This window comes from Streptomyces sp. NPDC045955, assembly GCF_056430805.1.
The window spans coordinates 523,706-544,800 of record NZ_JBWKKY010000002.1 but is presented as its reverse complement, the minus strand read 5'-3'; the positions used below and the strand labels follow the sequence as shown (position 1 = coordinate 544,800).

23 protein-coding genes are annotated in these 21,095 nt (G+C 71.7%); 7 read left to right on the top strand and 16 right to left on the bottom strand.

Going from position 1 to position 21,095, the window contains the following annotated elements:
- Positions 1-51 precede the first annotated feature (51 nt).
- Together AC07F0_RS05930 and AC07F0_RS05925 are read right to left on the bottom strand one after the other, a co-directional pair.
- Positions 52-765: a Crp/Fnr family transcriptional regulator gene (locus AC07F0_RS05930; RefSeq protein ID WP_356922479.1), complete on the bottom strand. Its 714-nt coding sequence runs from the start codon at positions 763-765 to the stop codon at positions 52-54.
- Positions 766-947: 182 nt separating this feature from the next.
- Positions 948-1,073 carry a hypothetical protein gene (locus AC07F0_RS05925; protein WP_478974739.1) on the bottom strand — a complete coding sequence of 42 codons (126 nt, stop codon included), beginning with the start codon at positions 1,071-1,073 and terminating at the stop codon, positions 948-950.
- Between AC07F0_RS05925 and AC07F0_RS05920 the strand changes: the two genes are divergently transcribed.
- Positions 1,044-1,175 (top strand): hypothetical protein, encoded by a 132-nt coding sequence (locus AC07F0_RS05920; RefSeq protein ID WP_478974995.1) that lies wholly within the window; start codon positions 1,044-1,046, stop codon positions 1,173-1,175. The genes AC07F0_RS05925 and AC07F0_RS05920 overlap by 30 nt on opposite strands.
- Positions 1,176-1,418: 243 nt before the next feature.
- On the opposite strand, the gene AC07F0_RS05915 is transcribed toward AC07F0_RS05920, so the two are convergent.
- The 3 genes from AC07F0_RS05915 to AC07F0_RS05905 form a co-directional block, all read right to left on the bottom strand.
- Positions 1,419-1,859, bottom strand: a complete 441-nt coding sequence (locus AC07F0_RS05915; protein WP_478974736.1) for a Pycsar system effector family protein — start codon at positions 1,857-1,859, stop codon at positions 1,419-1,421.
- An 87-nt stretch (positions 1,860-1,946) separates the two neighbouring features.
- A complete protein-coding gene (locus AC07F0_RS05910; protein ID WP_478974733.1) occupies positions 1,947-2,654 on the bottom strand; it encodes a TIGR03943 family putative permease subunit in 708 nt (235 codons plus the stop codon).
- On the bottom strand, positions 2,651-3,778 hold the full coding sequence (locus tag AC07F0_RS05905; protein ID WP_478974730.1) for a permease: 1,128 nt from the start codon (positions 3,776-3,778) through the stop codon (positions 2,651-2,653). Before AC07F0_RS05905 ends, AC07F0_RS05910 begins: the two co-directional genes overlap by 4 nt.
- 143 nt (positions 3,779-3,921) lie before the next feature.
- On the opposite strand from AC07F0_RS05905, the gene AC07F0_RS05900 reads away from it, so the two are divergent.
- The gene (locus tag AC07F0_RS05900; protein WP_478974727.1) at positions 3,922-5,820 is read left to right on the top strand and encodes a potassium channel family protein; all 1,899 of its coding nucleotides are present in this window, start codon (positions 3,922-3,924) and stop codon (positions 5,818-5,820) included.
- Positions 5,821-6,107: 287 nt separating this feature from the next.
- Here AC07F0_RS05900 and AC07F0_RS05895 read toward each other — a convergent pair whose 3' ends face one another.
- Positions 6,108-7,961, bottom strand: coding sequence for a S9 family peptidase (locus AC07F0_RS05895; protein ID WP_478974724.1), 1,854 nt, complete (start codon positions 7,959-7,961; stop codon positions 6,108-6,110).
- A 102-nt stretch (positions 7,962-8,063) separates the two neighbouring features.
- Here AC07F0_RS05895 and AC07F0_RS05890 point away from each other — a divergent pair, with 102 nt between their 5' ends.
- Positions 8,064-8,888, top strand: coding sequence for a class I SAM-dependent methyltransferase (locus tag AC07F0_RS05890; RefSeq protein ID WP_478974721.1), 825 nt, complete (start codon positions 8,064-8,066; stop codon positions 8,886-8,888).
- Positions 8,889-8,938: 50 nt separating this feature from the next.
- Positions 8,939-9,733 carry an SURF1 family protein gene (locus AC07F0_RS05885; RefSeq protein WP_478974718.1) on the top strand — a complete coding sequence of 265 codons (795 nt, stop codon included), beginning with the start codon at positions 8,939-8,941 and terminating at the stop codon, positions 9,731-9,733.
- A gap of 150 nt (positions 9,734-9,883) precedes the next feature.
- Here AC07F0_RS05885 and AC07F0_RS05880 read toward each other — a convergent pair whose 3' ends face one another.
- The 4 genes from AC07F0_RS05880 to AC07F0_RS05865 all read right to left on the bottom strand — a co-directional run bounded on the left by AC07F0_RS05880 (position 9,884) and on the right by AC07F0_RS05865 (position 14,537).
- Entirely contained in the window at positions 9,884-10,921 is a 1,038-nt protein-coding gene (locus tag AC07F0_RS05880; protein WP_478974715.1) for a hypothetical protein, read from the bottom strand.
- Between the two features lie 116 nt (positions 10,922-11,037).
- On the bottom strand, positions 11,038-11,613 hold the full coding sequence (locus AC07F0_RS05875; protein WP_010032008.1) for a SigE family RNA polymerase sigma factor: 576 nt from the start codon (positions 11,611-11,613) through the stop codon (positions 11,038-11,040).
- 561 nt (positions 11,614-12,174) lie between these two features.
- Positions 12,175-13,260, bottom strand: coding sequence for an aspartate-semialdehyde dehydrogenase (locus tag AC07F0_RS05870; RefSeq protein ID WP_478974713.1), 1,086 nt, complete (start codon positions 13,258-13,260; stop codon positions 12,175-12,177).
- Entirely contained in the window at positions 13,260-14,537 is a 1,278-nt protein-coding gene (locus AC07F0_RS05865) for an aspartate kinase (RefSeq protein ID WP_059414985.1), read from the bottom strand. The genes AC07F0_RS05870 and AC07F0_RS05865 overlap by 1 nt, the downstream gene beginning before the upstream one ends.
- A 236-nt stretch (positions 14,538-14,773) precedes the next feature.
- Here AC07F0_RS05865 and AC07F0_RS05860 point away from each other — a divergent pair, with 236 nt between their 5' ends.
- Together AC07F0_RS05860 and AC07F0_RS05855 are read left to right on the top strand one after the other, a co-directional pair.
- Complete coding sequence (locus AC07F0_RS05860; RefSeq protein ID WP_478974710.1) at positions 14,774-15,514, top strand: response regulator transcription factor; 741 nt, start codon at positions 14,774-14,776, stop codon at positions 15,512-15,514.
- A complete protein-coding gene (locus AC07F0_RS05855; protein ID WP_478974707.1) occupies positions 15,511-16,896 on the top strand; it encodes a sensor histidine kinase in 1,386 nt (461 codons plus the stop codon). The genes AC07F0_RS05860 and AC07F0_RS05855 overlap by 4 nt, the downstream gene beginning before the upstream one ends.
- On the opposite strand, the gene AC07F0_RS05850 is transcribed toward AC07F0_RS05855, so the two are convergent.
- From AC07F0_RS05850 to AC07F0_RS05825, 6 genes are all read right to left on the bottom strand, one after another.
- Positions 16,862-17,401: an SgcJ/EcaC family oxidoreductase gene (locus AC07F0_RS05850; protein WP_478974704.1), complete on the bottom strand. Its 540-nt coding sequence runs from the start codon at positions 17,399-17,401 to the stop codon at positions 16,862-16,864. The two genes, AC07F0_RS05855 and AC07F0_RS05850, sit on opposite strands and share 35 nt — an antisense overlap.
- A gap of 61 nt (positions 17,402-17,462) precedes the next feature.
- Positions 17,463-17,876, bottom strand: coding sequence for a hypothetical protein (locus AC07F0_RS05845; protein ID WP_478974701.1), 414 nt, complete (start codon positions 17,874-17,876; stop codon positions 17,463-17,465).
- Positions 17,842-18,336 carry a hypothetical protein gene (locus AC07F0_RS05840; RefSeq protein ID WP_478974698.1) on the bottom strand — a complete coding sequence of 165 codons (495 nt, stop codon included), beginning with the start codon at positions 18,334-18,336 and terminating at the stop codon, positions 17,842-17,844. The genes AC07F0_RS05845 and AC07F0_RS05840 overlap by 35 nt, the downstream gene beginning before the upstream one ends.
- A gap of 60 nt (positions 18,337-18,396) precedes the next feature.
- On the bottom strand, positions 18,397-19,056 hold the full coding sequence (locus AC07F0_RS05835) for a DUF5063 domain-containing protein (protein ID WP_436731661.1): 660 nt from the start codon (positions 19,054-19,056) through the stop codon (positions 18,397-18,399).
- Positions 19,049-19,648, bottom strand: coding sequence for a recombination mediator RecR (gene recR / locus AC07F0_RS05830; protein ID WP_003991835.1), 600 nt, complete (start codon positions 19,646-19,648; stop codon positions 19,049-19,051). Before recR ends, AC07F0_RS05835 begins: the two co-directional genes overlap by 8 nt.
- 99 nt (positions 19,649-19,747) lie before the next feature.
- On the bottom strand, positions 19,748-20,089 hold the full coding sequence (locus AC07F0_RS05825; RefSeq protein ID WP_082319878.1) for a YbaB/EbfC family nucleoid-associated protein: 342 nt from the start codon (positions 20,087-20,089) through the stop codon (positions 19,748-19,750).
- Between the two features lie 243 nt (positions 20,090-20,332).
- On the opposite strand from AC07F0_RS05825, the gene AC07F0_RS05820 reads away from it, so the two are divergent.
- Complete coding sequence (locus AC07F0_RS05820; RefSeq protein ID WP_478974696.1) at positions 20,333-21,088, top strand: SLATT domain-containing protein; 756 nt, start codon at positions 20,333-20,335, stop codon at positions 21,086-21,088.
- The last annotated feature ends 7 nt before the right edge of the window (positions 21,089-21,095 follow it).

Below are 21,095 nucleotides of genomic sequence, written 5' to 3'. Positions count from 1 at the left end.
ACGAATGTGCTGCCCGAGAGGCTAGGAGAGTTGGCGCGAAGTGATTCCGTATCAGTACGGGTTGTCGGCAACGACTTTGGCGAATTCCATCAGCTTCGGAACGTCACAGATGGTTATGTTTCGGTAACTGCGTTCCACCAGCCCCTGGGCTGTCAGTGCGGCCAGGCTCTTTTCGGCCGTGTTGAGCTTCAGGCCTGCCAGGGACGCGAGTTCCTTCTGGGTGAGCGTCACACCGAGGGCGCACCGCCTGCCGTCGCCGTCCCGCGCGGGCTGCGCGTAGGCCTGGCACAACTCGGCCAGGACCCGGGCCAGGCGGGTCAGCGAGTCGTAGGCCTGGAAGTCGACCCGGCGCCGGTTGGCCCAGCGCAGCCGGGCGCACAGCATCTGGAGGATGGCCCGCATGGCGTCCGGGTGCCGGGTGAGGAAGGTCTCCAGCGCCTGTACCTGGATGATCCGCGCGGTCACGTCACTGCACGCGACCACCGTGCCGGACCTGGGACGCTCCTCGAAGGCCGCCATCTCGCCCACCAGGTCACCCGCTATCCGGACGGCGAGCAGCATGTCGTAGCCGCTCTCCGCGCTGGCGACGACCTTCACGACACCACTGGTGACCAACAGGACGTGCCGGCTGTCGTCGCCCTGCTGCAGCAGCGCGCGATGCGTCGGATAGGCGATGGGGGTGCCCTGTCCCAGGAGTTCTTCGCGTGTCGTGTTCCGCAGCCGGCCAAGAAAGGTGGACGGCGGCCACACGTGATTCACCAGCACCCCCGACGATCTCACTCCGCGGCACAACGCGCCGTTCAAGCGTCTGACCATGCTGCCGCCGAGCCGTGCCCCGGCAAACAGACAGGACGGGATGTGGCCTGTTCTTCTTGCCTTACAGCCGGAATTGACCGAACGGGCGTTCCTTGCGAGAAGACGGCCCAGGATTATTACTGGTGAGTTAATCAGAGCGTGAAAGCCGAGCGGAAGCGTTCGAGTGCGAGTTCGCCGGCGCCGGAGGCCCAGGCCTCCACCGCGACCGTGTCACGGTCCCCGGCGACATCTCCGTCGTCGGCTTCGACGACAGCCATCTGGCCCGGCTGGCCCACATCGGCCTCACCACCGTCGGCCAGGACATCCCGAGCCTCGCCCGGCTCGCGGTCGGCCGGGCCCGTCGCACGTCTCGAGGGTAAGCGGGCCGCGACCGGGGAGGATGTCGTCGCGCCCCGGCTCGTCGTGCCGCGGACGACCGCCGCGCCTCGCTGAACGCCGGGGCCGCAATGGACCGTCCACGTCGACCAGGGCCCGGGAAGGGGCCGGGTCGTGGTTCGGTGACGACGTGCACGTGGTCGTCCGGACTCCGACGGCTAGATCGCGGTCTGGGTGTACGACCGGCCCCCGTGTCCTGGATCAGTCACAGTGATCCGAGTGGACTGTCAGGACAGCGCCCCGGCCAGCGTCCCCGCCACTGTGAGCGTGAGGAAGGCCGCGCCCCAGGCCATCGCCCGGCGTGTGCAGCGGTACTTGAGCCGGGCGGTGCGGGACAGGATCTCCAACTGCCTCTCGTCCGGGGTACAGGAGGCCTGGGCAGTGCGCCGGGGCGATACGGCAAGGCCCAGGAGGACGAGGGACGGGGCGCAGGCGGCGCAGCCGGACCAGACCAGGAGTTGTGGGATCACGGCGTACTGGCCCGGCACGATGAGGCCGCCGGCGATCGCGCCGAGCAGGGCGGTCAGGGCCGCGCCCAGGGTCGCCAGGGTCAGTCCGGCCTTGCTGTCGGCCTTCGTGAGTTGCTCGCGGGCCTCGGTCAGGAGGTCCCGGGTGGGTTCCGCCGCTAGGTCGGGCCGCGTCCCGGTCTCGCGAGTCGATGTGGTCATGCCTCCCCCTCGCTGATCAGCGAGATTCCCGAGTACCCGGAAGTGGCTCTTCTAGTACGCGGCGTGGTGACAGCTGGTACGCGGGGCTCAGGTGTTCCATGTCTCGTCGTACGGGTCGGCCGGTGCCGGTACGGGTCTGGCGCTGGTGACTTGGAGGTACGGGATCGGGCCGTCGTTGACCGGGTCCTTGGTCCGGCGGGGTGTGTACCGGCCGGTGATCTCCAGCCAGGTGTCCGGGCTCAGGACCGGGGGGATGCTGCCGGTCAGGGCGATCTTGACCGGCTGGGCGTCCGCAGCGCAGCAGTTGAGGCCCATGCGGACCAGGTAGGGGGTGCCCGACCGGTCCAGGGTGACGAAACCGGTGATCTTCAGCTCGCGGCCGCGGAGGGAGCGGCCGTGGTCGTACACCGCTCGGCCCGCGTAGTCGGCCACGCCGAGGCGGAGGGGTTCGCCGGCGGGGAGGTCCGGGAAGCCGAAGGGCTTCGTCAGGGCCGTGCCCGTGTGGGCCGCGCTGTAGGAGCCGAGGGCCGGCGGGGAGACCAGGATCAGGGCGAGGACGGGGAGGGTGAGGAGCCAGGCGATACGGGGCTCGTGGTGGTGGTGCTGTTGCCCGCGTGCGCGGCGACGTTCGTACCAGAGCGTCGCCACCGCCGTCGCGATCAGCACCACGCCCGCCAGCAGCACCAGCGGGCGCAGGCCCGCCTTGACGTAGCGCAGGTACAGGTCGGTCAGGCCGGCGTGCAGCAGGGTCGCGCCGAGCAGGAAGAGGAGGGCCGTCTGGGCCAGGCGGTTCACAGCAGGACCGTTCCGGTCAGGGCCGACACGACGACGGCCAGGGCGAACGTCGCGGGGGCGAAGCGCAGGGCGAAGGACCGGCCGAAGGTGCCCGCCTGCATCGCGAAGAGCTTCAGGTCGATCATCGGCCCCACGACCAGGAACGTCAGACGGGCCGTCAGCGAGAACTGGGTCAGGGACGCCGCCACGAACGCGTCCGCCTCCGAGCAGATGGACAGCAGGACGGCGAGCACCGCGAGGGCCAGCACCGAGAACACCGGATTCCCGGCCGCCGCGCGCAGCCACTCCTCCGGCACCACCGCCTTCAGCGTCGCCGCGGCCATCGCACCGACCACCAGGAAACCGCCCGCGTGCGTCACGTCGTGGCGCACCGAACCCCAGAAGGCCGCTCCCTTGCCCTGGCCTTCGTACGTGGGTCTGTCCGGCGGGCGCAGCCAGTCCGCGCGGCCGACGCGGTGCCAGAGCCAGCCCATCGCGCAGGCCACCAGCAGGCTCGCGACGAAGCGGGCCAGGACCATCTCCGGGTCGCCGGGGAAGGCCACGGCCGTCGCCGTCAGCACGATCGGGTTGATGGCGGGCGCCGAGAGGAGGAACGCCAGCGCCGCCGCCGGTGTGACGCCGCGGCGGACCAGCGCACCGGCCACCGGCACCGACGCGCACTCGCAGCCCGGCAGCACCGCGCCCGCCACGCCCGCGGCCGGGACCGCCAGGGCCGGGCGCTTCGGCAGGGCCCGGGCGAAGAAGGACGGCGGCACGAACACCGCGATCGCCGCCGACAGCAGCACGCCGAGCACCAGGAACGGCAGCGCCTGGACCATGACCGCGACGAACACCGTCATCCAGCTCTGCATCACCGGTGCGGACAGGGCTTCGCGGATCGGGCCCTGGAGCATCACCGCCGTGAGCAGCAGGAGGGTGAGCAGGAGGGGGGAGTTGAAATGGCGGGCGTCGTCCGGGCCCGGGTGGTGGGCCTCGTCCGGGCTGGGGTGGCGGGCGTCGTCCGGGCCCGGGCCCTTGTCGGCGACCGGTTCGGTGGTCTCGTTCCCGACCTTCTCGTCGATCTCCTGCGGGGCGGGTTTCGTGGTGGCCACGGGCCCGGTACCTCCGGTCGTGCGCACGGGCATTGCCTCCCCTTCTGTACGGCCGGGCCGCGCCGGGCGTTCAGCCACCGCTGGTCCCTTCTGGAACCGGCCGTCCCGGTGAGGCAGTCTTCTCCCTTGTGGGGAGCGTTCCGAACCAAGGTCTGCCAGGTGATCCGGCCACGCACATGATCGTGTGCGGGGACGACGGGCTCGCGCACCGGCTGGCCGCCGAACTGCGCGGTGTGTACGGCGAGCAGGTCACGCTCGTGGTGCCGCCCTCGGGGCGCCGGGTACGGCAACCGGTGGTCGGACGGGCCCGGGCCGCCTCGGCTGCCCTGCTCGACCGGGTCAGCGCGGCCGTCAACCGCACGGGCACGGCCGGCGCCGAACCGGCCGCGAACGAGCAGATCGTGGAGGCTCCCGAGGTCACCGAGGCCGTGCTCACCGACGTGGGCGCCGACCGGGCGGCAGCCCTGGCGCTCGTGTACGACGACGACGAGACCAACATCCGCGCCGCACTCACCGCCCGTCGGCTCAACCCTCGCGTCAGGCTCGTCCTCCGGCTGTACAACCGGCGGTTGGGCCAGCACATCGAGGAACTGCTCGACCAGACGGCGGCGGTGGCCTCCGGCGCGGGGCCCGGCACGGGCGGTGGACTGGACGCGTCGACGACCGTGCTGTCCGACGCCGACACGGCCGCTCCCGCGCTGGCCGCGACCGCCCTCGCCGGCACCAGCAAGGTCGTCCAGACCGAAGGGCTCGTCCTGCGTGCCGTGGAGCGGCAGCCGCCGCGGCCGGGCGAGGTGGCCGACCCCGGCCTGTGCACCCTGGCGCTGCTGTCCGCCACCAGCAACGACCCGGCCGGGGCGGACGGTTCGGAGGGCAGCGGGGAGCAGGGTCCGCGACTGCTGCCGGACGAGACGGCGGTGGCGTCGGCGACCGGGCGCGGGACCGTCGTCCTGGAGCAGGTGGCGTACACCGGGCCGTCCCTGCCCGCCGGGCGGGGTGCCGTGCCGCCGTTCGCCTCGCTGTTCTCGCGGCGGCTGCGGTGGTCGCTGGCCGGGTTGGTGGGGTGTGTGCTCGCGCTCGCCGTCGCGTTGATGTTCGTGACCGGGGAGCATCCGCTGTACGCCACGTACGTCACGCTCCTCGACCTGTTCGGCATCAACGATCCCGCGTACCACGCGTCGACCGGGCGGCAGGTGCTGCAACTGCTGTCCGGGCTGGTCGGGTTGCTGCTGCTGCCGGTGCTGCTGGCCGCGGTGCTGGAGGCACTGGGCACGTTCCGCAGCGCCTCGGCGCTGCGGAAGCCGCCGCGGGGGCTCGGCGGGCATGTGGTGCTGCTCGGGCTCGGCAAGATCGGCACGCGGGTGCTGACGCGGCTGCGGGAACTGCACATTCCCGTGGTGTGCGTCGAGTCCGATCCGGAGGCCAGGGGAATGGCCACGGCGCGGCGGCTGCGGGTGCCGGTGGTGCTTGGGGACGTCACGCAGGAGGGGGTGCTGGAGGCCGCGAAGATCCATCGGGCGCATGCGCTGCTGGCGTTGACCAGTGCGGACACGACGAATCTGGAGGCCGCGCTGTACGCCCGGTCCGTGCGGCCCGATCTGCGGGTGGTGCTGCGGCTGTACGACGACGACTTCGCGACCGCGGTGTACCGGACGCTGCGGGCCGCGCATCCGTTCGCCCTCACGCGGAGCCGGAGTGTGTCCCATCTGGCCGCGCCCGCGTTCGCCGGGGCGATGATGGGGCGGCAGATCCTGGGGGCGATTCCGGTCGAGCGGCGGGTGTTGCTGTTCGCGGAGGTGGAGGTGGCCGGGCATCCGCAGCTGGAGGGGCGGACGGTGGGGCAGGCCTTCCGGGCGGGGGCGTGGCGGGTGCTGGCGCTCAATACGGCACCTCCTGGGGGGCGGCGGGGTGAGGGGGAGACTCCGGAGGAGCAAGCGGCGCCGGCTTCGGGGCTGGTGTGGGATCTGCCTCCTACGTATGTGCTGGGGGCCGGTGATCGGGTGGTGCTGGCGGCTACGCGGCGGGGGCTGGCGGAGTTGCTGGGGCGCAGGCGGCGGGAGCGGGCGGGGGCGTGAGCGCCGAGCGGTGGGGTTCACTGCTCGGCGCTCACGAGGTGCTCGGCGTCGGGGCCGTCGGGTCGATGCGCAGGGTGGTTGCGCCACCCGGCGGTACCGGGTGCTCGGCGTCGAAGCTGAGGCCGGGGCGTGGCGCAACCCGGCGCAGCGGGGTGCCGCCCGCGCCCACCCATGCCGCCTGGGGGCACCTCCCAGGCCCTTGAGGCACTGGGGGAGGCACGACTGCCCGCGGGCTGGGGCGGCTACGCGCGGGCTGGGGGCGGGCGGCTACGCGCGGGCAGCGCGGGTTACTTCTTCAGGTGCCTCTCCGCGAACTCCAGTTCCAGCCTCACCTGCTTGATCCGTTCGTCCACCACCAGTGAGCCGTGTCCGGCGTCGTAGCGGTACACCTCGTGGACCGCGCCCCTCGCCTCCAGGCGCTTGACGTAGTTCTCGATCTGGCGGATCGGGCAGCGAGGGTCGTTGACGCCGGCCGAGATGTAGACCGGGGCCTTGACCCGGTCGACGTAGGTGAGGGGGGAGGATGCCTCGAAGCGGTCGGGGACCTCCTCGGGGGTGCCGCCGAGGAGCGTGCGGTCCATCGCCTTCAGCGCTTCCATCTCGTCGTGGTACGCCGTGACGTAGTCGGCGACGGGGACCGCCGCGATGCCCAGGGCCCACGCGTCGGGCTGGACGCCGAGGCCGAGGAGGGTGAGGTAGCCGCCCCAGGAACCGCCGGTCAGGACGAGGCGGTCGGGGTCCGCGAGGCCGGAGGTGACGGCCCATTCGCGGACCGCGGCGATGTCCTCCAGTTCGATGAGGCCCACGCGGTGCTTCAGGGCGTCCGTCCAGGCACGGCCGTAGCCCGTGGAGCCGCGGTAGTTGACACGGATCACCGCGTAGCCGTGGTCGACCCAGGCCGCCGGGCCCGCCGCGAAGGAGTCGCTGTCGTGCCAGGTCGGGCCGCCGTGGATGTCGAAGACCGTGGGGAGCGGGCCGGTGCTGCCCTCCGGCTTCTGGACGAGTGCGTGGATGCGGCCGCCCGGCCCCTCCACCCACACGTCCTCCACCGGAACCGAACCGGGCGACTTCATGCCGGGCGGGTCGAGCACGACACCGCCGGAGGTGGAACGGACCGCCGACGGTTCGGCGGCCGAGGACCACAGGAACTCCACGCTGCCGTCGGGACGGGCCGTGGCGCCGGACACCGTGCCGGGCGGGGTCGGGATCTCCGTCAGGGCGCGGCTCGCCAGGTCGTAGCGGAACAGCTCGCTGCGGGCCTCGAAGCTGTGCGCGATGAGCAGGCCCGTGCCGTCCGGGTACCACTCGGCGCTGACGTCGCCCGGCAGCTCCAGCGCCAGGTCCGTCTCCTCGCCGGAGGCGACGTCCCAGACCAGGGGCTCCCAGCGGCCCCGGCGCTGGTGGCCGATGAGGAGGCGGGTGTCGCCGTCCACCGGGGCGAAGCCGAGGACCTCAAGCCCCAGCTCACGCGTCCCGCCCTCGGTGTCGTCGAGGTCGGCGACCGGGGTGCCGTCGGTGCGCAGGACGCGCAGGGCGGAGTGCATGGCGTCGCCGTGCTCGGTGTGCTCGATGGCGATGAGCGAGCCGTCGTGGGAGAGGTCGCCGACGCCGGCCGACTCACGGTGGCGGTAGATCTCCACCGGCTGCTCGCCCGTGCGGACGAGGTGGATCGTCGTGCCGTCCTCGTCGGTCGAGCGGCCGATGACCGCCGTGCGCCCGTCACGGCCGAGGGCGAGGCCCGCCGGGTAGGAGGGGTCCAGGCCCTCGGCGGCGAGTTCGTCCGCCCCGCCCGTGAAGGGCTGGCGGCGCCAGACGCCGAACTCGTCGCCGTCCTTGTCGTCGAACCACCAGATCCAGGCGCCGTCCGGGGACAGCACGCCGTCCGTCGTGCCATTCGGCCGGTCCGTCACCTGGCGCTGTTCGCCCGTCTTGCGGTCCCAGGCGTACAGCTCGTACGTCCCCGTCGCGTTCGACACGAACAGGGAGCGGTCCGGCGCGTCCTCCGCCCAGTCGGGCAGGGACACCCGGGGCGCCCGGAAGCGCTTCTCCCAGTCCGGCATCCGCTCCCGCTGTGCCGCCTGTACCTCTTGCTCGTGCTGGTCCCGCTGATCCCGCGCGTCGGATCCGTTGCTCTCAGTCATGGCCCCATACTGCCCGCCCTCACCGACAATTCGCTGGCGAGGTCCTCAGCCTGTGGATAACCTCCACCGATCCCCCTTCCGAGCAGGTCAGGAGTCACCCCCATGTACTCCCCCACCCCGGCCGACTGGCACGAGGCCAACCGCGCGCACTGGGACGAACGCGTCCCGCTGCACGCCGCGGGCGATTTCTACGACCTCGACGCCTTCCGTGCCGGGCAGGACCCCCTGCGGGACTTCGAGCTCGCCGAGGTCGGTGACGTCTCCGGCCGCTCGCTGCTGCACCTGCAGTGCCATATCGGTCTCGACACCCTGTCCTGGGCCCGGCACGGCGCCGACCGCGTCGTCGGCCTCGACTTCTCCGCTCCCGCGGTCGACATCGCCCGCGGCCTCGCGCGCGATCTCGGCCTCGGCCAGGACCGGGCCGCGTTCGTCGCGGCGGACGTGTACGACGCGGCCACGGCGGTCCCGGACACCTCGTACGACATCGTCTACACCGGCGTCGGCGCGCTGTGCTGGCTGCCCGACATCGGGCGCTGGGCCGAGACGGCGGCCTCGCTGGTGGCGCCCGGCGGGTTCCTGTACCTGTCCGAGTTCCACCCGCTCACCGACGTCCTCGACGACGAGACCGGCTCGCGGATCACGTACGACTACTTCGCCCGCGACGCCTGGGTCGAGGAGAGCCCGGGTTCGTACGCGGCCGAGGGCGCCGAGTTCGTCCACAACCGGCGCGTGGAGTGGCAGCACCCGGTCGGCGAGGTCGTCTCGGCGCTGGCGGCGGCCGGGCTGCGCATCGAGTTCCTGCACGAGCACGACGTGTCGCTGTTCCGGCGGTTCGGATGCTTCGAGCGGCGGGACGGCTACTTCCGCTATCCGGCGGACCGGCCGCGGATCCCGCTGATGTACTCCGTCCGGGCCTGCAAGGACTGACGGCCGACCCCGCAGGCCGGGCCCGCCCGGCTGCCCCGTACCGTAAGGGTGTGTACCGGTTTCTGCTGACGCCCCGATGGTGGGGGATCAACGTCTTCGTGCTGTTGTCCATCCCCTTCTGCATCTTCATGGGGTCCTGGCAGCTGGGCCGGTTCGAGGACCGAGTGCAGGACCACCGCACGGCGACCGAGCAGGTCTCCGAGGCGCGGCACGAGGCGCCCCGGCCGCTCGGCGAGATGCTGCCGGTGACCAAGGCGACGTCCGGCAAGCTGGTCACCGCGACCGGCCGCTACGGCAAGCAGCTGCTGGTGCCCGGCCGGGAGCTCGACGGCAAGCAGGGGTTCTACGTCCTCACGCTGCTGCGGACCGACTCGGGCGAGGCGCTGCCGGTGGTACGGGGCTGGCTGCCCGGGGCCGCCGACGCGGCGAAGGCGCCCGCCGCGCCCGCCGGTGAGGTCACGGTCACCGGGGCGCTTCAGGCGTCCGAGACGCCGGGTGACAACGGCGTCAGCGCGCAGGGCGGTCTGCCGCCCGGGCAGACCGGGGCGATCAGTGCGGCGTCTTTGGTGAATCTGGTGCCGTACGACGTGTACGACGCGTGGGTCACGCTGACGAAGGGTGACTCGGGGATGAAGGCGGTGCCGGCGAGTGCGCCGCCGGACACGGGGCTGGACCTGAAGGCGTTCCAGAACCTCGGTTACACCGCCGAGTGGTTCGCCTTCGTGGGGTTTGTGATCTTCATGTGGTTCCGGTTGCTGCGGCGCGAGGTGGAGTTCGCGCGGGATGCGGAGCTGGGGCTGGTGGCGGATGAGGAGCCTGTCGCTGTGGACGCCGGCAGCAAGTGACGCGGCGTCGCTGCTGAGTGCGGGTGGGTCCGCGGCCCGGCGGAGCGGGGTGCCGGTGCGCCCACCCGTGCCGCCTGGGGGCACCTCCCAGGCCCTTGAGGCACTGGGGGAGGGACGATTGCCCGCAGCTCAGCAGGCGGGCGGCCACGACTACGACGCCGCCAGTACGCCCGTCCAGTACACCGTGCCCGCGCACGCGTTGGTCACCGTCACCGAGGTCCCGCCCGAGCCGGTTGCCGGGGTGTACGTCACCGCCACGCTGCCGTCGGCCGTGCCGTCCTCCGTGGCCAGCTGCGGGGCCGTGCCCGTGTCGCCGGTGGAGGTGCCGCCCGTGGTGCCGCTGTCCGGCGTCGGTGTGGGATCGGGAGTGGGGTCGCCGGGGTCGCCCGGGTCGCCGCCGGGGGTGGGGCAGGTCTCCGTGGGCACCCAGGCGAACTTCACGTCGTAGGCGGCGCCCGGCGCGAGCTCCAGCTGGGCGGCCTCCAGGGACGGGTCGGGCAGCCCGGCCGCCGCGTCCCCGGCCGTGTGCCGGGCCGCACCGATCTTGGTGGCGTCGGCCGAACCCTGCGCCAGCGCGCTCACCGACCCCGGGTCGGTGACCGTACAGCTCGCCGCGGAGACGTTGGTGACACGGAAGGAGCCGTAGACCGCGCCGGTGGAGTCGGGGGCGACGCTGCTGCCGGAGGCGGGGCCGAGCTGGGCGGCGGTGCACGCCGGGATGCCGGCAGCGGTGGTGGCGGACGGGCCGGCCCCCTGGGACGCGCCGGTCGAGGCGCCGCCGGTGGCCTTGCCTTCCTTCTCCTTCTCCTTCTTGTCGCCCTTGCCCTTGCCCTCGGTCTTGCCGGGGGAGCTGCCCGCGGTCTCGCCGCCGTCCGGGCCCTTGCCCTGGCTCGCGCCGCCCTGAGTCGCGGAGGCGTGGCCGGCGACCGACGGGTTGGCGTCGGAGCCGGTGGAGTTGGAGACGTGCACCAGGGCGGGGACGGCCGTGCCGATGAACAGCGCGGCGGCGGCCATGCCGACGACGGCCTGCCGCTTGCGGGCCCGGCGCTGGGGCACCGCCTTGCGCAGATAGTCCAGGGTGCCGTCGCGCGGCTCCACCTCCTGCACCACCTGGTGCAGCATCGTGCGCAGGTCCAGCTCGTCCGAGTCGAACCCCTCGGGGCTCTGGTCGTCCAGGCCGTGGTTCACAGTTCCGTTCCCAGCGTGCGATTGCTTCGGATCTTGCCCGTGCAGCCTTGTCGGCTCGTGCCACTCGAAGGGTTCGTGCCGGTCGCGCCCGTCGCGGGGCACGCCGTTGCCGTCGCTCATGCCGGCGCCTCCATGGCCAGCCGGAGCGCCGCGATGCCGCGCGAGCCGTAGGCCTTGACCGAGCCCAGGGATATGCCGAGGGTCTCGGCGACCTGGGCCTCGGTCATGTCCGCGAAGTAGCGCAGCACCAGCACCTCGCGCTGGCGGCGCTGGAGGCCCTTCATCGCCTTGATGAGGGAGTCACGCTCCAGCTGGTCGTAGGCGCCTTCCTCGGCGCTCGCCATGTCGGGCATGGGCTTCGACAGCAGCTTGAGGCCGAGGATGCGGCGGCGCAGCGCCGAGCGCGACAGGTTGACGACCGTCTGACGCAGGTAGGCCAGGGTCTTCTCGGGGTCGCGGACGCGCTTGCGGGCCGAGTGGACACGGATGAAGGCCTCCTGGACGACGTCCTCGCAGGAGGCCGTGTCGTCGAGGAGGAGGGCGGCGAGACCGAGCAGCGAGCGGTAGTGCGCCCGGTAGGTCTCGGTGAGGTGGTCGACGGTCGTCCCGGCCGCGACCCCGTCCTCGGCGCCGTCACGCTGGTTCGGGATGCGGGCCGGCCGCGCTGCGGGCACGGGCGCGATCACCGGCATGCCACCGGCAGTACCGGGCATGCGGGGTCGTAGAGCCGCCGGACGGGGCGGTCTGATGACCGTGCCGCGTGCCGCGCTGAAGTCGAGAACCTCTGCCACGCCTGTTGGACACGCTCCCCCCCGTGAGGGTTGTACGTGCCGGGCATCACTTTCACGCCGACCTCTGTCGTCGACGGTCTACCCGCGTCAGGCAGCACAACCGGTGGTGCATTAAATGCCCTCATGCGTCCCGCTCTTCCCCTATGTCCATATGTAACGGGCGTCCCCACGCCCGGTTCCAGGCGTCCCCACGCCTGAATGCACGTCCCGCGGCCCGGAAGGGCGACCGCAAAGACGCTCCCCGCCCTCCGCGCGGTTGCGGAGGACGGGGAGGTAAATCCTCGGATGCCGATGGGCTCCGGGACAAGTGGTCCGGACCATCGATCGGCTCACATGTCGTACACAGATCCTACAAACCGCCTGTGACAGGCGGCGGGGGATGAGGCGCGGCGAAACTTCCCGAAAACCCGGCGGCCACCGGTTCGGCAGGTCACGAAGACCGACGGCCGCCGCTTCGGCACCTCACGAGAGCTCGGCGGCCACCAGTTCGGCGATCTGCGCGGTGTTCAGCGCGGAGCCCTTGCGCAGGTTGTCCCCGCAGACGAACAGTTCGAGCGCCGTCGGGTCGTCCAGCGCGCGCCGCACCCGCCCGACCCACGTCGGGTCCGTGCCGACCACGTCGGCGGGGGTGGGGAACTCGCCCGCGGCCGGGTTGTCGAACAGCACGACACCGGGCGCCGTGGCGAGGATCTCGCGGGCTTTGTCGACGGTGACCTCGCCCTCGAAGCGGGCATGCACGGTCAGCGAGTGCGTGGTGATCACCGGTACGCGCACGCAGGTGACGGCCACGGGCAGGCCGGGCAGCCCGAGGATCTTGCGGGACTCGTCGCGGACCTTCAGCTCCTCCGACGACCAGCCGTCCTCGCGCGGCGACCCGGCCCACGGCACGACGTTCAGCGCGACCGGCTCCGAGAACGGCCCGGTGCCGTCCCCCACGGCCCGTCGTACGTCACCGGGGCTGGTCCCCAGCTCCGTACCGGCGACCAGGGACAACTGCTGCCGCAGCGCCGCCACGCCCGCACGGCCGGCGCCGCTGACCGCCTGGTACGAGGAGACCACCAGCTCGCACAGCCCGAACTCGGCGTGCAGCGCGCCCAGGGCCACGATCATGGTCAGCGTCGTGCAGCTGGGGTTGGCGATGATGCCGCGCGGGCGCATCCGCACGGCGTGCGGATTGACCTCGGGCACCACGAGCGGCACCTCGGGGTCCATCCGGAACGTGCCGGAGTTGTCGACCACCACCGCGCCCTTGGCGGCGGCCAGGGGCGCCCACCGCTCGGCGACCTCGTCGGGGACGTCGAACATGGCGACGTCGACCCCGTCGAAGGCTTCCTCGGTGAGCGCCACGACCTCGGTCTCCTCGCCGCGCACGGCCAGCTTGCGGCCGGCCGAGCGCGGGGAGGCGATCAGTCGGATCTCGCCCCAGACATCCGCCCGCTGGGACAGGATCTGGAGCATGACCGTGCCGACGGCCCCGGTCGCTCCCACGACGGCGAGCGTCGGCCGCCCGGACCGGCCGGACCCGTCGGCCCGTCGGAGGCCTGCCATCAGCGGCCGGTGCCTCCGTAGACGACGGCCTCGTCGCTGTCGGAGTCGAGCCCGAACGCGGTGTGCACGGCACGGACGGCCTCGGGCACGTCGTCGGCGCGCGTGACGACCGAGATGCGGATCTCGGAGGTCGAGATCAGCTCGATGTTCACACCGGCGTCGGACAGCGCCTTGAAGAAGTCCGCCGTGACACCCGGGTTGGTCTTCATCCCGGCGCCGACGAGGGAGATCTTGCCGATCTGGTCGTCGTAGCGCAGGGATTCGAAGCCGATGCCGCCCTTGTTCTTCTCCAGGGCGTCGATGGCCTTGCGGCCCTCGGCCTTGGGGAGCGTGAAGGAGATGTCCGTCAGACCCGTGGAGGCGGCGGACACGTTCTGCACGATCATGTCGATGTTGATCTCGGCGTCCGAGATCGTCCGGAAGATCGCGGCCGCCTCGCCCGGCTTGTCCGGCACGCCGACGACCGTGACCTTGGCCTCGGAGGTGTCGTGCGCGACACCGGAGATGATGGCCTGCTCCACCTGCTTGTCCCCTTGCTGAATCGGCTCACTGCTGACCCACGTGCCCTGAAGTCCGCTGAAGCTGGACCGGACGTGGATCGGGATGTCGTACCGGCGGGCGTACTCCACGCAGCGGTGGAGCAGCACCTTCGACCCGGATGCCGCCAGCTCGAGCATGTCCTCGAGGGAGATCCAGTCGATCTTCCGGGCCTTCTTCACCACGCGCGGGTCGGCGGTGAACACGCCGTCGACGTCGGTGTAGATCTCGCACACGTCGGCGTCGAGGGCGGCGGCGAGGGCCACCGCGGTGGTGTCGGAGCCGCCGCGGCCGAGCGTGGTGATGTCCTTGGTGTCCTGGCTGACGCCCTGGAAGCCGGCCACGATCGCGATGTTGCCCTCGTCCACCGAGGTCTTGATCCGGCCCGGCGTGACGTCGATGATCCGGGCTTTGTTGTGGACCGAGTCGGTGATGACACCTGCCTGGCTGCCGGTGAACGACTGGGCCTCGTGGCCCAGCTTTTTGATCGCCATGGCCAGCAGGGCCATGGAGATCCGCTCTCCGGCGGTCAGCAGCATGTCGAGCTCGCGCCCGGCAGGCATCGGGGAAACCTGCTCGGCGAGATCGATCAGCTCGTCCGTCGTGTCGCCCATCGCGGAAACGACGGCAACCACCTGGTTGCCGTTCTGCTTCGCTTCCACGATCCGCTTGGCGACGCGCTTGATGCCCTCGGCATCGGCTACGGAGGAGCCTCCGTACTTCTGCACGACAAGGCCCACGTGCGCTCCTCGCTCAATCCGTCTCTATCCGCTCATACGCATTCGTACTGCGGTCGGCTCAGTCTAACGAGCGTCCGAAAAACCCCTCTGCGATATCGCATGGTGAGACTTCCCGGGGTACTCGTTCAGGTCTGCTCATGCCCACCTGGGCACAGGCCACGCGAGAAAGTGCCCGGCGTCACAATCGCACACGGGCCGCTCTCTGTGCCTCAACTTTCAAGCACTAGGGTTCGCCTGTGCGCGTACTTCTGGTGGAAGACGATGAACCGGTCGCCGAGTCCCTCAGGCGCGGCTTGAAGCGCTACGGCTTCGAGGTGGAGTGGGTGACCACGGGCCGGGCGGCGCTGGACCACACGAGCCCCTACGACGTCGTCCTGCTGGACCTCGGCCTGCCCGACACCGACGGCCTGGACGTCTGCAAGACGCTGCGCGCACGCGGCGACGTCCCGATCATCGTGATCAGCGCCCGCAGTGACGAGACGGACCGGGTGGTGGGCCTGGAGATCGGCGCGGACGACTACGTCTCCAAGCCGTTCGGCGTCCGCGAGGTCATCGCCCGGATCCGCGCGGTCATGCGCCGCGCACAGCCCCGCAGTCCCGCCGCCGGGGCACCCGGGAACGGCCCCGACCGCTACGGCCCCCGCCTGACCCTCGACCGCAAGGCGGCCCGGGTGCGGCTCGACGGCGAGGAGGTGGCCCTCGCGCCCAAGGAGTACGACCTGCTGGCCTTCCTCACCGAGGAGCCCGGGGCGCTGATGTCGCGCGAGCAGATCATGGAAGCGGTCTGGGACGCGAACTGGTTCGGGCCGACGAAGACGCTGGACGTGCACGTGGCGGCGCTGCGGCGGAAACTCGCGGGTGCGATCACGATCGAGGCGGTGCGCGGGGTGGGATTCCGTCTGGAGATCGTCAAGGACGGCGGCGGCGAGGACGGCTGCGGCGACCCGGGCACCGGAACGGACAGCGGCGCCTCATGATCCGCCAGCTCGTCCGCAGCTACATCTTCCTCGTCGCCATCGCCATCGCCCTGTTCACGGTCCCGGTGGCCTTCTCCCTCACCGGCCAGCTGCGGGGCGACACCGAGGACTCCGTGGTGCGCGAGGCCAGGACCATGGCGCTGCTGCTGGCGGGCGGCGACTCCACCTCGTGCGAGGCACTCCAGCAGATGGCCGAGGCGTACGCCGCCCAGACGCCCGGCGACGTGCAGGTGACCGGAGCTCCGGGCTGCGCGCCGGGCCTGCTCCGCGCGCGGGAGGACGCGGCCCTGACCGCGGCCCTCGACCGGAACCGCTCGACGACCGACTGGGGCTCCTCCTTCATCTGGGGGCCCGACCTGGTGATCACGGTCCCCGCCAAGAAGGCCGGGGAAGACCGCCCCGTCGGCGCCGTGCGCATCGTCTACTCGACGGACGGGATGACCGACCGCCTGTGGACGATCTGGGGTTTCCGGGCGGTCCTCGCGGTGCTGGTGCTCGTGGTGGCCGCTCTGCTCGGCGCGGGGGTGGCGCGCCGCCTCACCCGCCCGCTGCGCCAGCTCAACGACATGGCGAGCCGGTTCAGCGACGGCGACCTGACCGCCCGCTCCCCGGTGACGGGCCCGCCGGAGACCCAGACGCTGGCACGCACCCTCAACCAGGGCGCGGAACGCCTGGACACCCTGATCGCGGCCCAGCGCATCTTCGTGGCGGACGCCTCGCACCAGTTGCGCACCCCGCTCACGGCCCTGCGGCTGTCCCTGGACAACATCGCGGACGGTGTGGACGACGAGTTCGTCCGGGAGGACGTGGAACAGGCCACCGCCGAGGTCGTCCGTATGAACCGACTGGTCAACGGCCTGCTGGTGCTGGCCCGGGCCGAGGCGAAGGTGACGGCGGCCGAGCCGCTCCCGCTGCTGGACATCCTGCGGGAGCGGCTCGCCGTGTGGAGACCGGCCGCCGACGAGCGCGGAGTCACCGTCGCGCTCAGGGGGAGTATCGACGGCCGGCCGTCCGTGCTGTCCAGCCCCGGTCATCTGGACCAGATGCTGGACAACGTGCTCTCCAACGCCCTGGAGGTCTCACCGGACGGCGGGACGATCACCGTGCGGGTGGACCCCCGGGGCGATGTGGTGGGGGTGTCGGTCCTGGACGAGGGGCCCGGCATGTCGGATGCCGAGAAGTCCCGCGCCTTCGACCGCTTCTGGCGCGGCCAGGGCCTGACCGGGAAGGGCGGTTCCGGTCTCGGTCTCGCCGTCGTCAGGCAACTGGCGACGGACGACGGCGGGACCGTGGCCCTGACGGACGCTCCCGGGGGCGGTCTGTGCGTGACCATCACCCTCCGGGCGGTCAGCTCTCGGGCATCTTCGAGGAGTGGTGGTTGACGATCAGCCACGTGCCGTTCGGCTGCTTCTCGTAGACGTACGTGTAGCGGGCCTTGACGGTGTTCTTCGCGCCCGTCTCGTGGTCGGTGAGCGCGAACTCGTACACACCGGTGTCGATGGCGGTGTTCCGGTCGAGAACGCTGACGACCGACTCGACCTTCGTGCCGACCGGCTTGTTCCGGAGGAAGTGCTCGAAGTAGTCGACGATCTCGGCTCTGTCCGTGCGGACGTTGTTGGAGACGGTCGGCAGCAGGACCGCGTCCTTCGCGTACAGGTCGGCGACCTTGTGCGGGTCGCCGGTCCGCAGTGCCGCGTTCCACTGGTCGAAGAGTCCGAGCACCTGGGCCTTGGTGGCCGTCTTGGCGGACGTCTTCCCGGAGGCGCCGCGCGAGTCGGCTCCGGCGACATCGGCACCGACGGCGAAGGTGCCGGCGGCCAGGGCGGCGATGGCGGTGGTGACGGCGACGCGCTTGCGTATGGACGGGGCTGCGAGGCGACGGGTCATCTTCATCTCCGGTGAGTGCGAGGGGAGTTGGTGAAGTGACTCCAGACTCGCGTTTCACCGGTTAGGGGCCGTGCAGGTGTCGTACAGGGGACGTCCAGCATGCAGCCAACTTCAGGGTGCATCCTCGGTCGCGTACAGCAAGGGGGCGAACGGCGAGCCCCGCGTCGAGGTCGGCGGGGGTCTCGGCGTTGATCCACCACACCGGGTTGAAGACGTCCGTACGCCCCGCCGCCCAGCGCGCGGCGAGCGTCGACTTGCCGATGCCGCCCAGCCCGTGAACGGCCTGGACGGCCACGCCGCCCGCCGATCGCAACGCCTCGTCGAGCAGGGCGAGTTCCCGGGCCCGCCCGACGAACAGGGCTGCCGCGTCGGGCAGGTTGGCCAGTCCCTGCCGTGCCCGGCGGCGATGGAGCGGTCCCCGGAGGCCTCCACCGACGTGCTCATGTGTCTCCCGTGGAGGCGGAGCCGATGTCACCGCCCGCGGCGATGGAACGCTCTCCGGAGGCGGTGACGTTCCGAGGCTGCGGAGGCGCTGAAGAGGGCGAGGACGGGGGCCGGGGCGAGGGGTTCGCCGGCGGGGCGGGCGAGGGGTTCGCCGGCGGGGCGGCCGCGGGGGTCCCCGGGCCGTCGCCGGTCGAGACCGTACCGATGTTCCCGCCGGCGGCGACGGACCTGGTACCGCGCGCGTTCACCGTCGTACCAGAAGTACCAGCGGTACCAGCGGCAGCACCGGACGTGCCGGACGTGCCCGCCGAGCCCTGGAACCCGGCGTACACCGCGAGCGCCAGGCCGATCAGCGCGGCGACGCCGCCGGCCACACTGGCCCAGGGGTCCGCCGCCTCGACGTCCAGGACGGCGCCGACGACGAGCCCCAGGGCCCCGGCGGCGCACAGCCCGACACCCGTCCACATCAATGCCTTGGACTGACCGGTCATACGGCCATCATCGCGCTCGGGGCCGGGCTGTGGTGCGAAAAGCCGTTGAGGCGGGGGCGGTTACTTGGCCGGGCGCAGGCCAAGGGGGCCCGCGATCTCCTCCGCCATCACCCGGCCCGCCTCGATCTCCAGGGTGTCGTCGCCCATGCCCTGGTCCGTGTCGAGGCCGTCGAGTTCGGCCAGGGGCTGGTCGAGGCGGACGTGGGCGAGGACCGACTGGAGAGCGCGCAGCGTCGCGGAGGCGGTGGAACCCCAGTTGGAGAAGTAGGAGAACTGCCACCACCACAGGGCCTCCGTGGTGCGGCCCGCCCGGTAGTGGACCATGCCGTGGCGCAGGTCGGTGATGACGTCGGTGAGGTCGTCGGAGATACGGGCCGGGACCGGAGCCTTGCGGGGCTCGTAGGGGTCGAAGACCTCCGAGTAGACGTCGACGGGGTCGAGGAGGCGGGCCAGGTTCTCGCGGAGTTCGTCGACGTCCGGCTCGGGGCCCGGGTCGGGCTCGTACCGCTCGTCGGGCACGATGTCCTCGTGCGCGCCGAGACGGCCGCCGGCCAGGAGGAGCTGGGAGACCTCCAGGAGCAGGAAGGGCACGGCCGATTCCGGCTCGTCGCCCTTCGCGATCTCCGTGACGGCGACCAGGAAGCTCTCGACCTGGTCCGCGATCTGGACGGCGAAGTCGTCCGGGTTCTGGTCGGTCGCGTGCAGCGTGGCGTCAGACATCTAGGAGTCGTCTCCCCTCGAAGGCGCGACCGAGGGTCACCTCGTCCGCGTATTCCAGGTCGCCACCCACCGGGAGGCCGCTGGCCAGGCGGGTGACCTTCAGGCCCATGGGCTTGATCATGCGGGCGAGGTACGTGGCGGTCGCCTCGCCTTCGAGATTGGGGTCCGTGGCGAGGATGAGCTCCGTGACCGTGCCGTCGGCGAGGCGGGCCAGGAGTTCCCTGATCCGCAGGTCGTCCGGCCCGACCCCGTCGATCGGGCTGATCGCGCCGCCCAGGACGTGGTACCGGCCCCGGAACTCACGCGTGCGCTCGATCGCCACGACGTCCTTCGGCTCCTCGACGACGCAGATGACGGCGGGGTCGCGGCGGGTGTCGCGGCAGATGTTGCACAGTTCCTCCTGCGCGACGTTGCCACAGGTCGCGCAGAAGCGGACCTTCGCCTTGACCTCCATGAGGGCCTGGGCGAGCCGCCGCACGTCCGTGGGCTCCGCCTGCAGGATGTGGAAGGCGATCCGCTGGGCGCTCTTGGGACCGACGCCGGGCAGCCGCCCCAGCTCGTCGATCAGGTCCTGGACCACGCCTTCGTACAACGGACTGCCTTTCCTGGGTCATCGAGGTCGTTCGCGCCGTACGGCCTTCCCGTACGTACCGTAGTTGTCAGCCGCCTGTCCGAGGAAGGCGGCTGCGTCTCAGAACGGCAGTCCGGGGATGCCGCCGCCGCCCAGACCCTGCGCGAGCGGGCCCAGCTTCTGCTGCTGGAGCGCCTGCGCGTTCTCGTTGGCCGCCTGCACTGCCGCCACGACCAGGTCGGCGAGGGTCTCGGTGTCCTCCGGGTCCACCGCCTTCGGGTCGATCTTCAGGTTGCGCAGCTCGCCGGCGCCGGTGACGGTCGCGGTCACGAGGCCACCGCCCGCCTGGCCGTCGACCTCCGTCTGCGCCAGTTCCTCCTGCGCCTGTGCCAGGTCCTGTTGCATCTTCTGGGCCTGCTGGAGCAGCTGCTGCATATTGGGCTGGCCACCACCGGGGATCACGATCAGCTCCTTGCTCGGTACGGGTTTTCCCGTTCGGCACGAGCCTACGTGGTCGGGCCTGCCGTCGCCCCAGCACTCTTTCGAGTGAGTTCCCCTCGCGCCCTATAACTGATCAAGGAATACTTCCGGGCGGAAAAGCGGCGAAAGCTACATCTTCGCCACCCGTTGGGGGGTAGGAAGGGTCCGGCGCGTGTGCGTCGTGTGTGTCACTTGTCACGCAGCGTGGTCAGTTGGGAGTGCCGGGTGGGTCAGCCGGAGATGCAGCCCGAGGGGCCGCCTCAGGACGGACGGGGCGAGGGGGCGGGCCGGCTGCGGCCGGGCGATCTGACCGGGCGGGCCTTCCCGCTCGGGGACTGGGGGGAGCCGGCGGTCCGGCTCGACGAGCTGTATCGGTGGGTGGAGCGCGGTGCCCTGCGGACGGCGGCCTGGTATCTGGAGGACCGGGTGTGGAAGCGGCGGTGCGCGCGGGTGCTGCGCTGCGGGGCCGCGGCGGGGGCGGTCACCGGGGTCGCGCTGCCCCTGCTGGATCTGACCGGGGTGGCGGGCGGGATCGCGCCCTGGGGGTGCCTGGCACTGCTGCTGGGGGTGGCCTGTGTGGCCGTCGACCGGTACTTCGGGGTGACGTCGGGCTGGATGCGGGACGTGGCCACCGCGCAGGCCGTGCAGCGGCGGTTGCAGGCGCTTCAGTTCGACTGGGCGGCGGAGTGCGTGCGGGAGGTTCTGGGGCCGGCGGAGGGGACGGCGAGTGAGGCGGCCGAGCGGTGTCTGGGGGTGCTGCGGAGGTTCTCCGAGGACGTGAGCGAGCTGGTGCGGGGAGAGACGGCGGAGTGGGTGGGGGAATTCCGCAGCGGCGGTGCGCCTGTGGGGTTGCAGGCGGTGGCGTACTCGGGGAGTGGGCGCGCGGGTGACGCGGCGGGTTTCCATGGACGGTTCTCCGTGCCGCCGGGGGGCGGAGCGCGGCCGAACATGCCCCGGCAGCGGCCGCCGGAGCCCAGGTGACCGGTGG

Coding starts and splice junctions, on each gene's coding strand:
- AC07F0_RS05870 (WP_478974713.1), bottom strand. CDS start 13,260: ATGGCAGGCCTCCGACGGGCCGACGGGTCCGGCCGGTCCGGGCGGCCG.
- AC07F0_RS05835 (WP_436731661.1), bottom strand. CDS start 19,056: ATGTCTGACGCCACGCTGCACGCGACCGACCAGAACCCGGACGACTTC.
- AC07F0_RS05855 (WP_478974707.1), top strand. CDS start 15,511: ATGATCCGCCAGCTCGTCCGCAGCTACATCTTCCTCGTCGCCATCGCC.
- AC07F0_RS05890 (WP_478974721.1), top strand. CDS start 8,064: ATGTACTCCCCCACCCCGGCCGACTGGCACGAGGCCAACCGCGCGCAC.
- AC07F0_RS05900 (WP_478974727.1), top strand. CDS start 3,922: ATGATCGTGTGCGGGGACGACGGGCTCGCGCACCGGCTGGCCGCCGAA.
- AC07F0_RS05840 (WP_478974698.1), bottom strand. CDS start 18,336: ATGACCGGTCAGTCCAAGGCATTGATGTGGACGGGTGTCGGGCTGTGC.
- AC07F0_RS05895 (WP_478974724.1), bottom strand. CDS start 7,961: ATGACTGAGAGCAACGGATCCGACGCGCGGGATCAGCGGGACCAGCAC.
- AC07F0_RS05915 (WP_478974736.1), bottom strand. CDS start 1,859: ATGACCACATCGACTCGCGAGACCGGGACGCGGCCCGACCTAGCGGCG.
- AC07F0_RS05850 (WP_478974704.1), bottom strand. CDS start 17,401: ATGACCCGTCGCCTCGCAGCCCCGTCCATACGCAAGCGCGTCGCCGTC.
- AC07F0_RS05905 (WP_478974730.1), bottom strand. CDS start 3,778: ATGCCCGTGCGCACGACCGGAGGTACCGGGCCCGTGGCCACCACGAAA.
- AC07F0_RS05875 (WP_010032008.1), bottom strand. CDS start 11,613: ATGCCGGTGATCGCGCCCGTGCCCGCAGCGCGGCCGGCCCGCATCCCG.
- AC07F0_RS05925 (WP_478974739.1), bottom strand. CDS start 1,073: ATGGCTGTCGTCGAAGCCGACGACGGAGATGTCGCCGGGGACCGTGAC.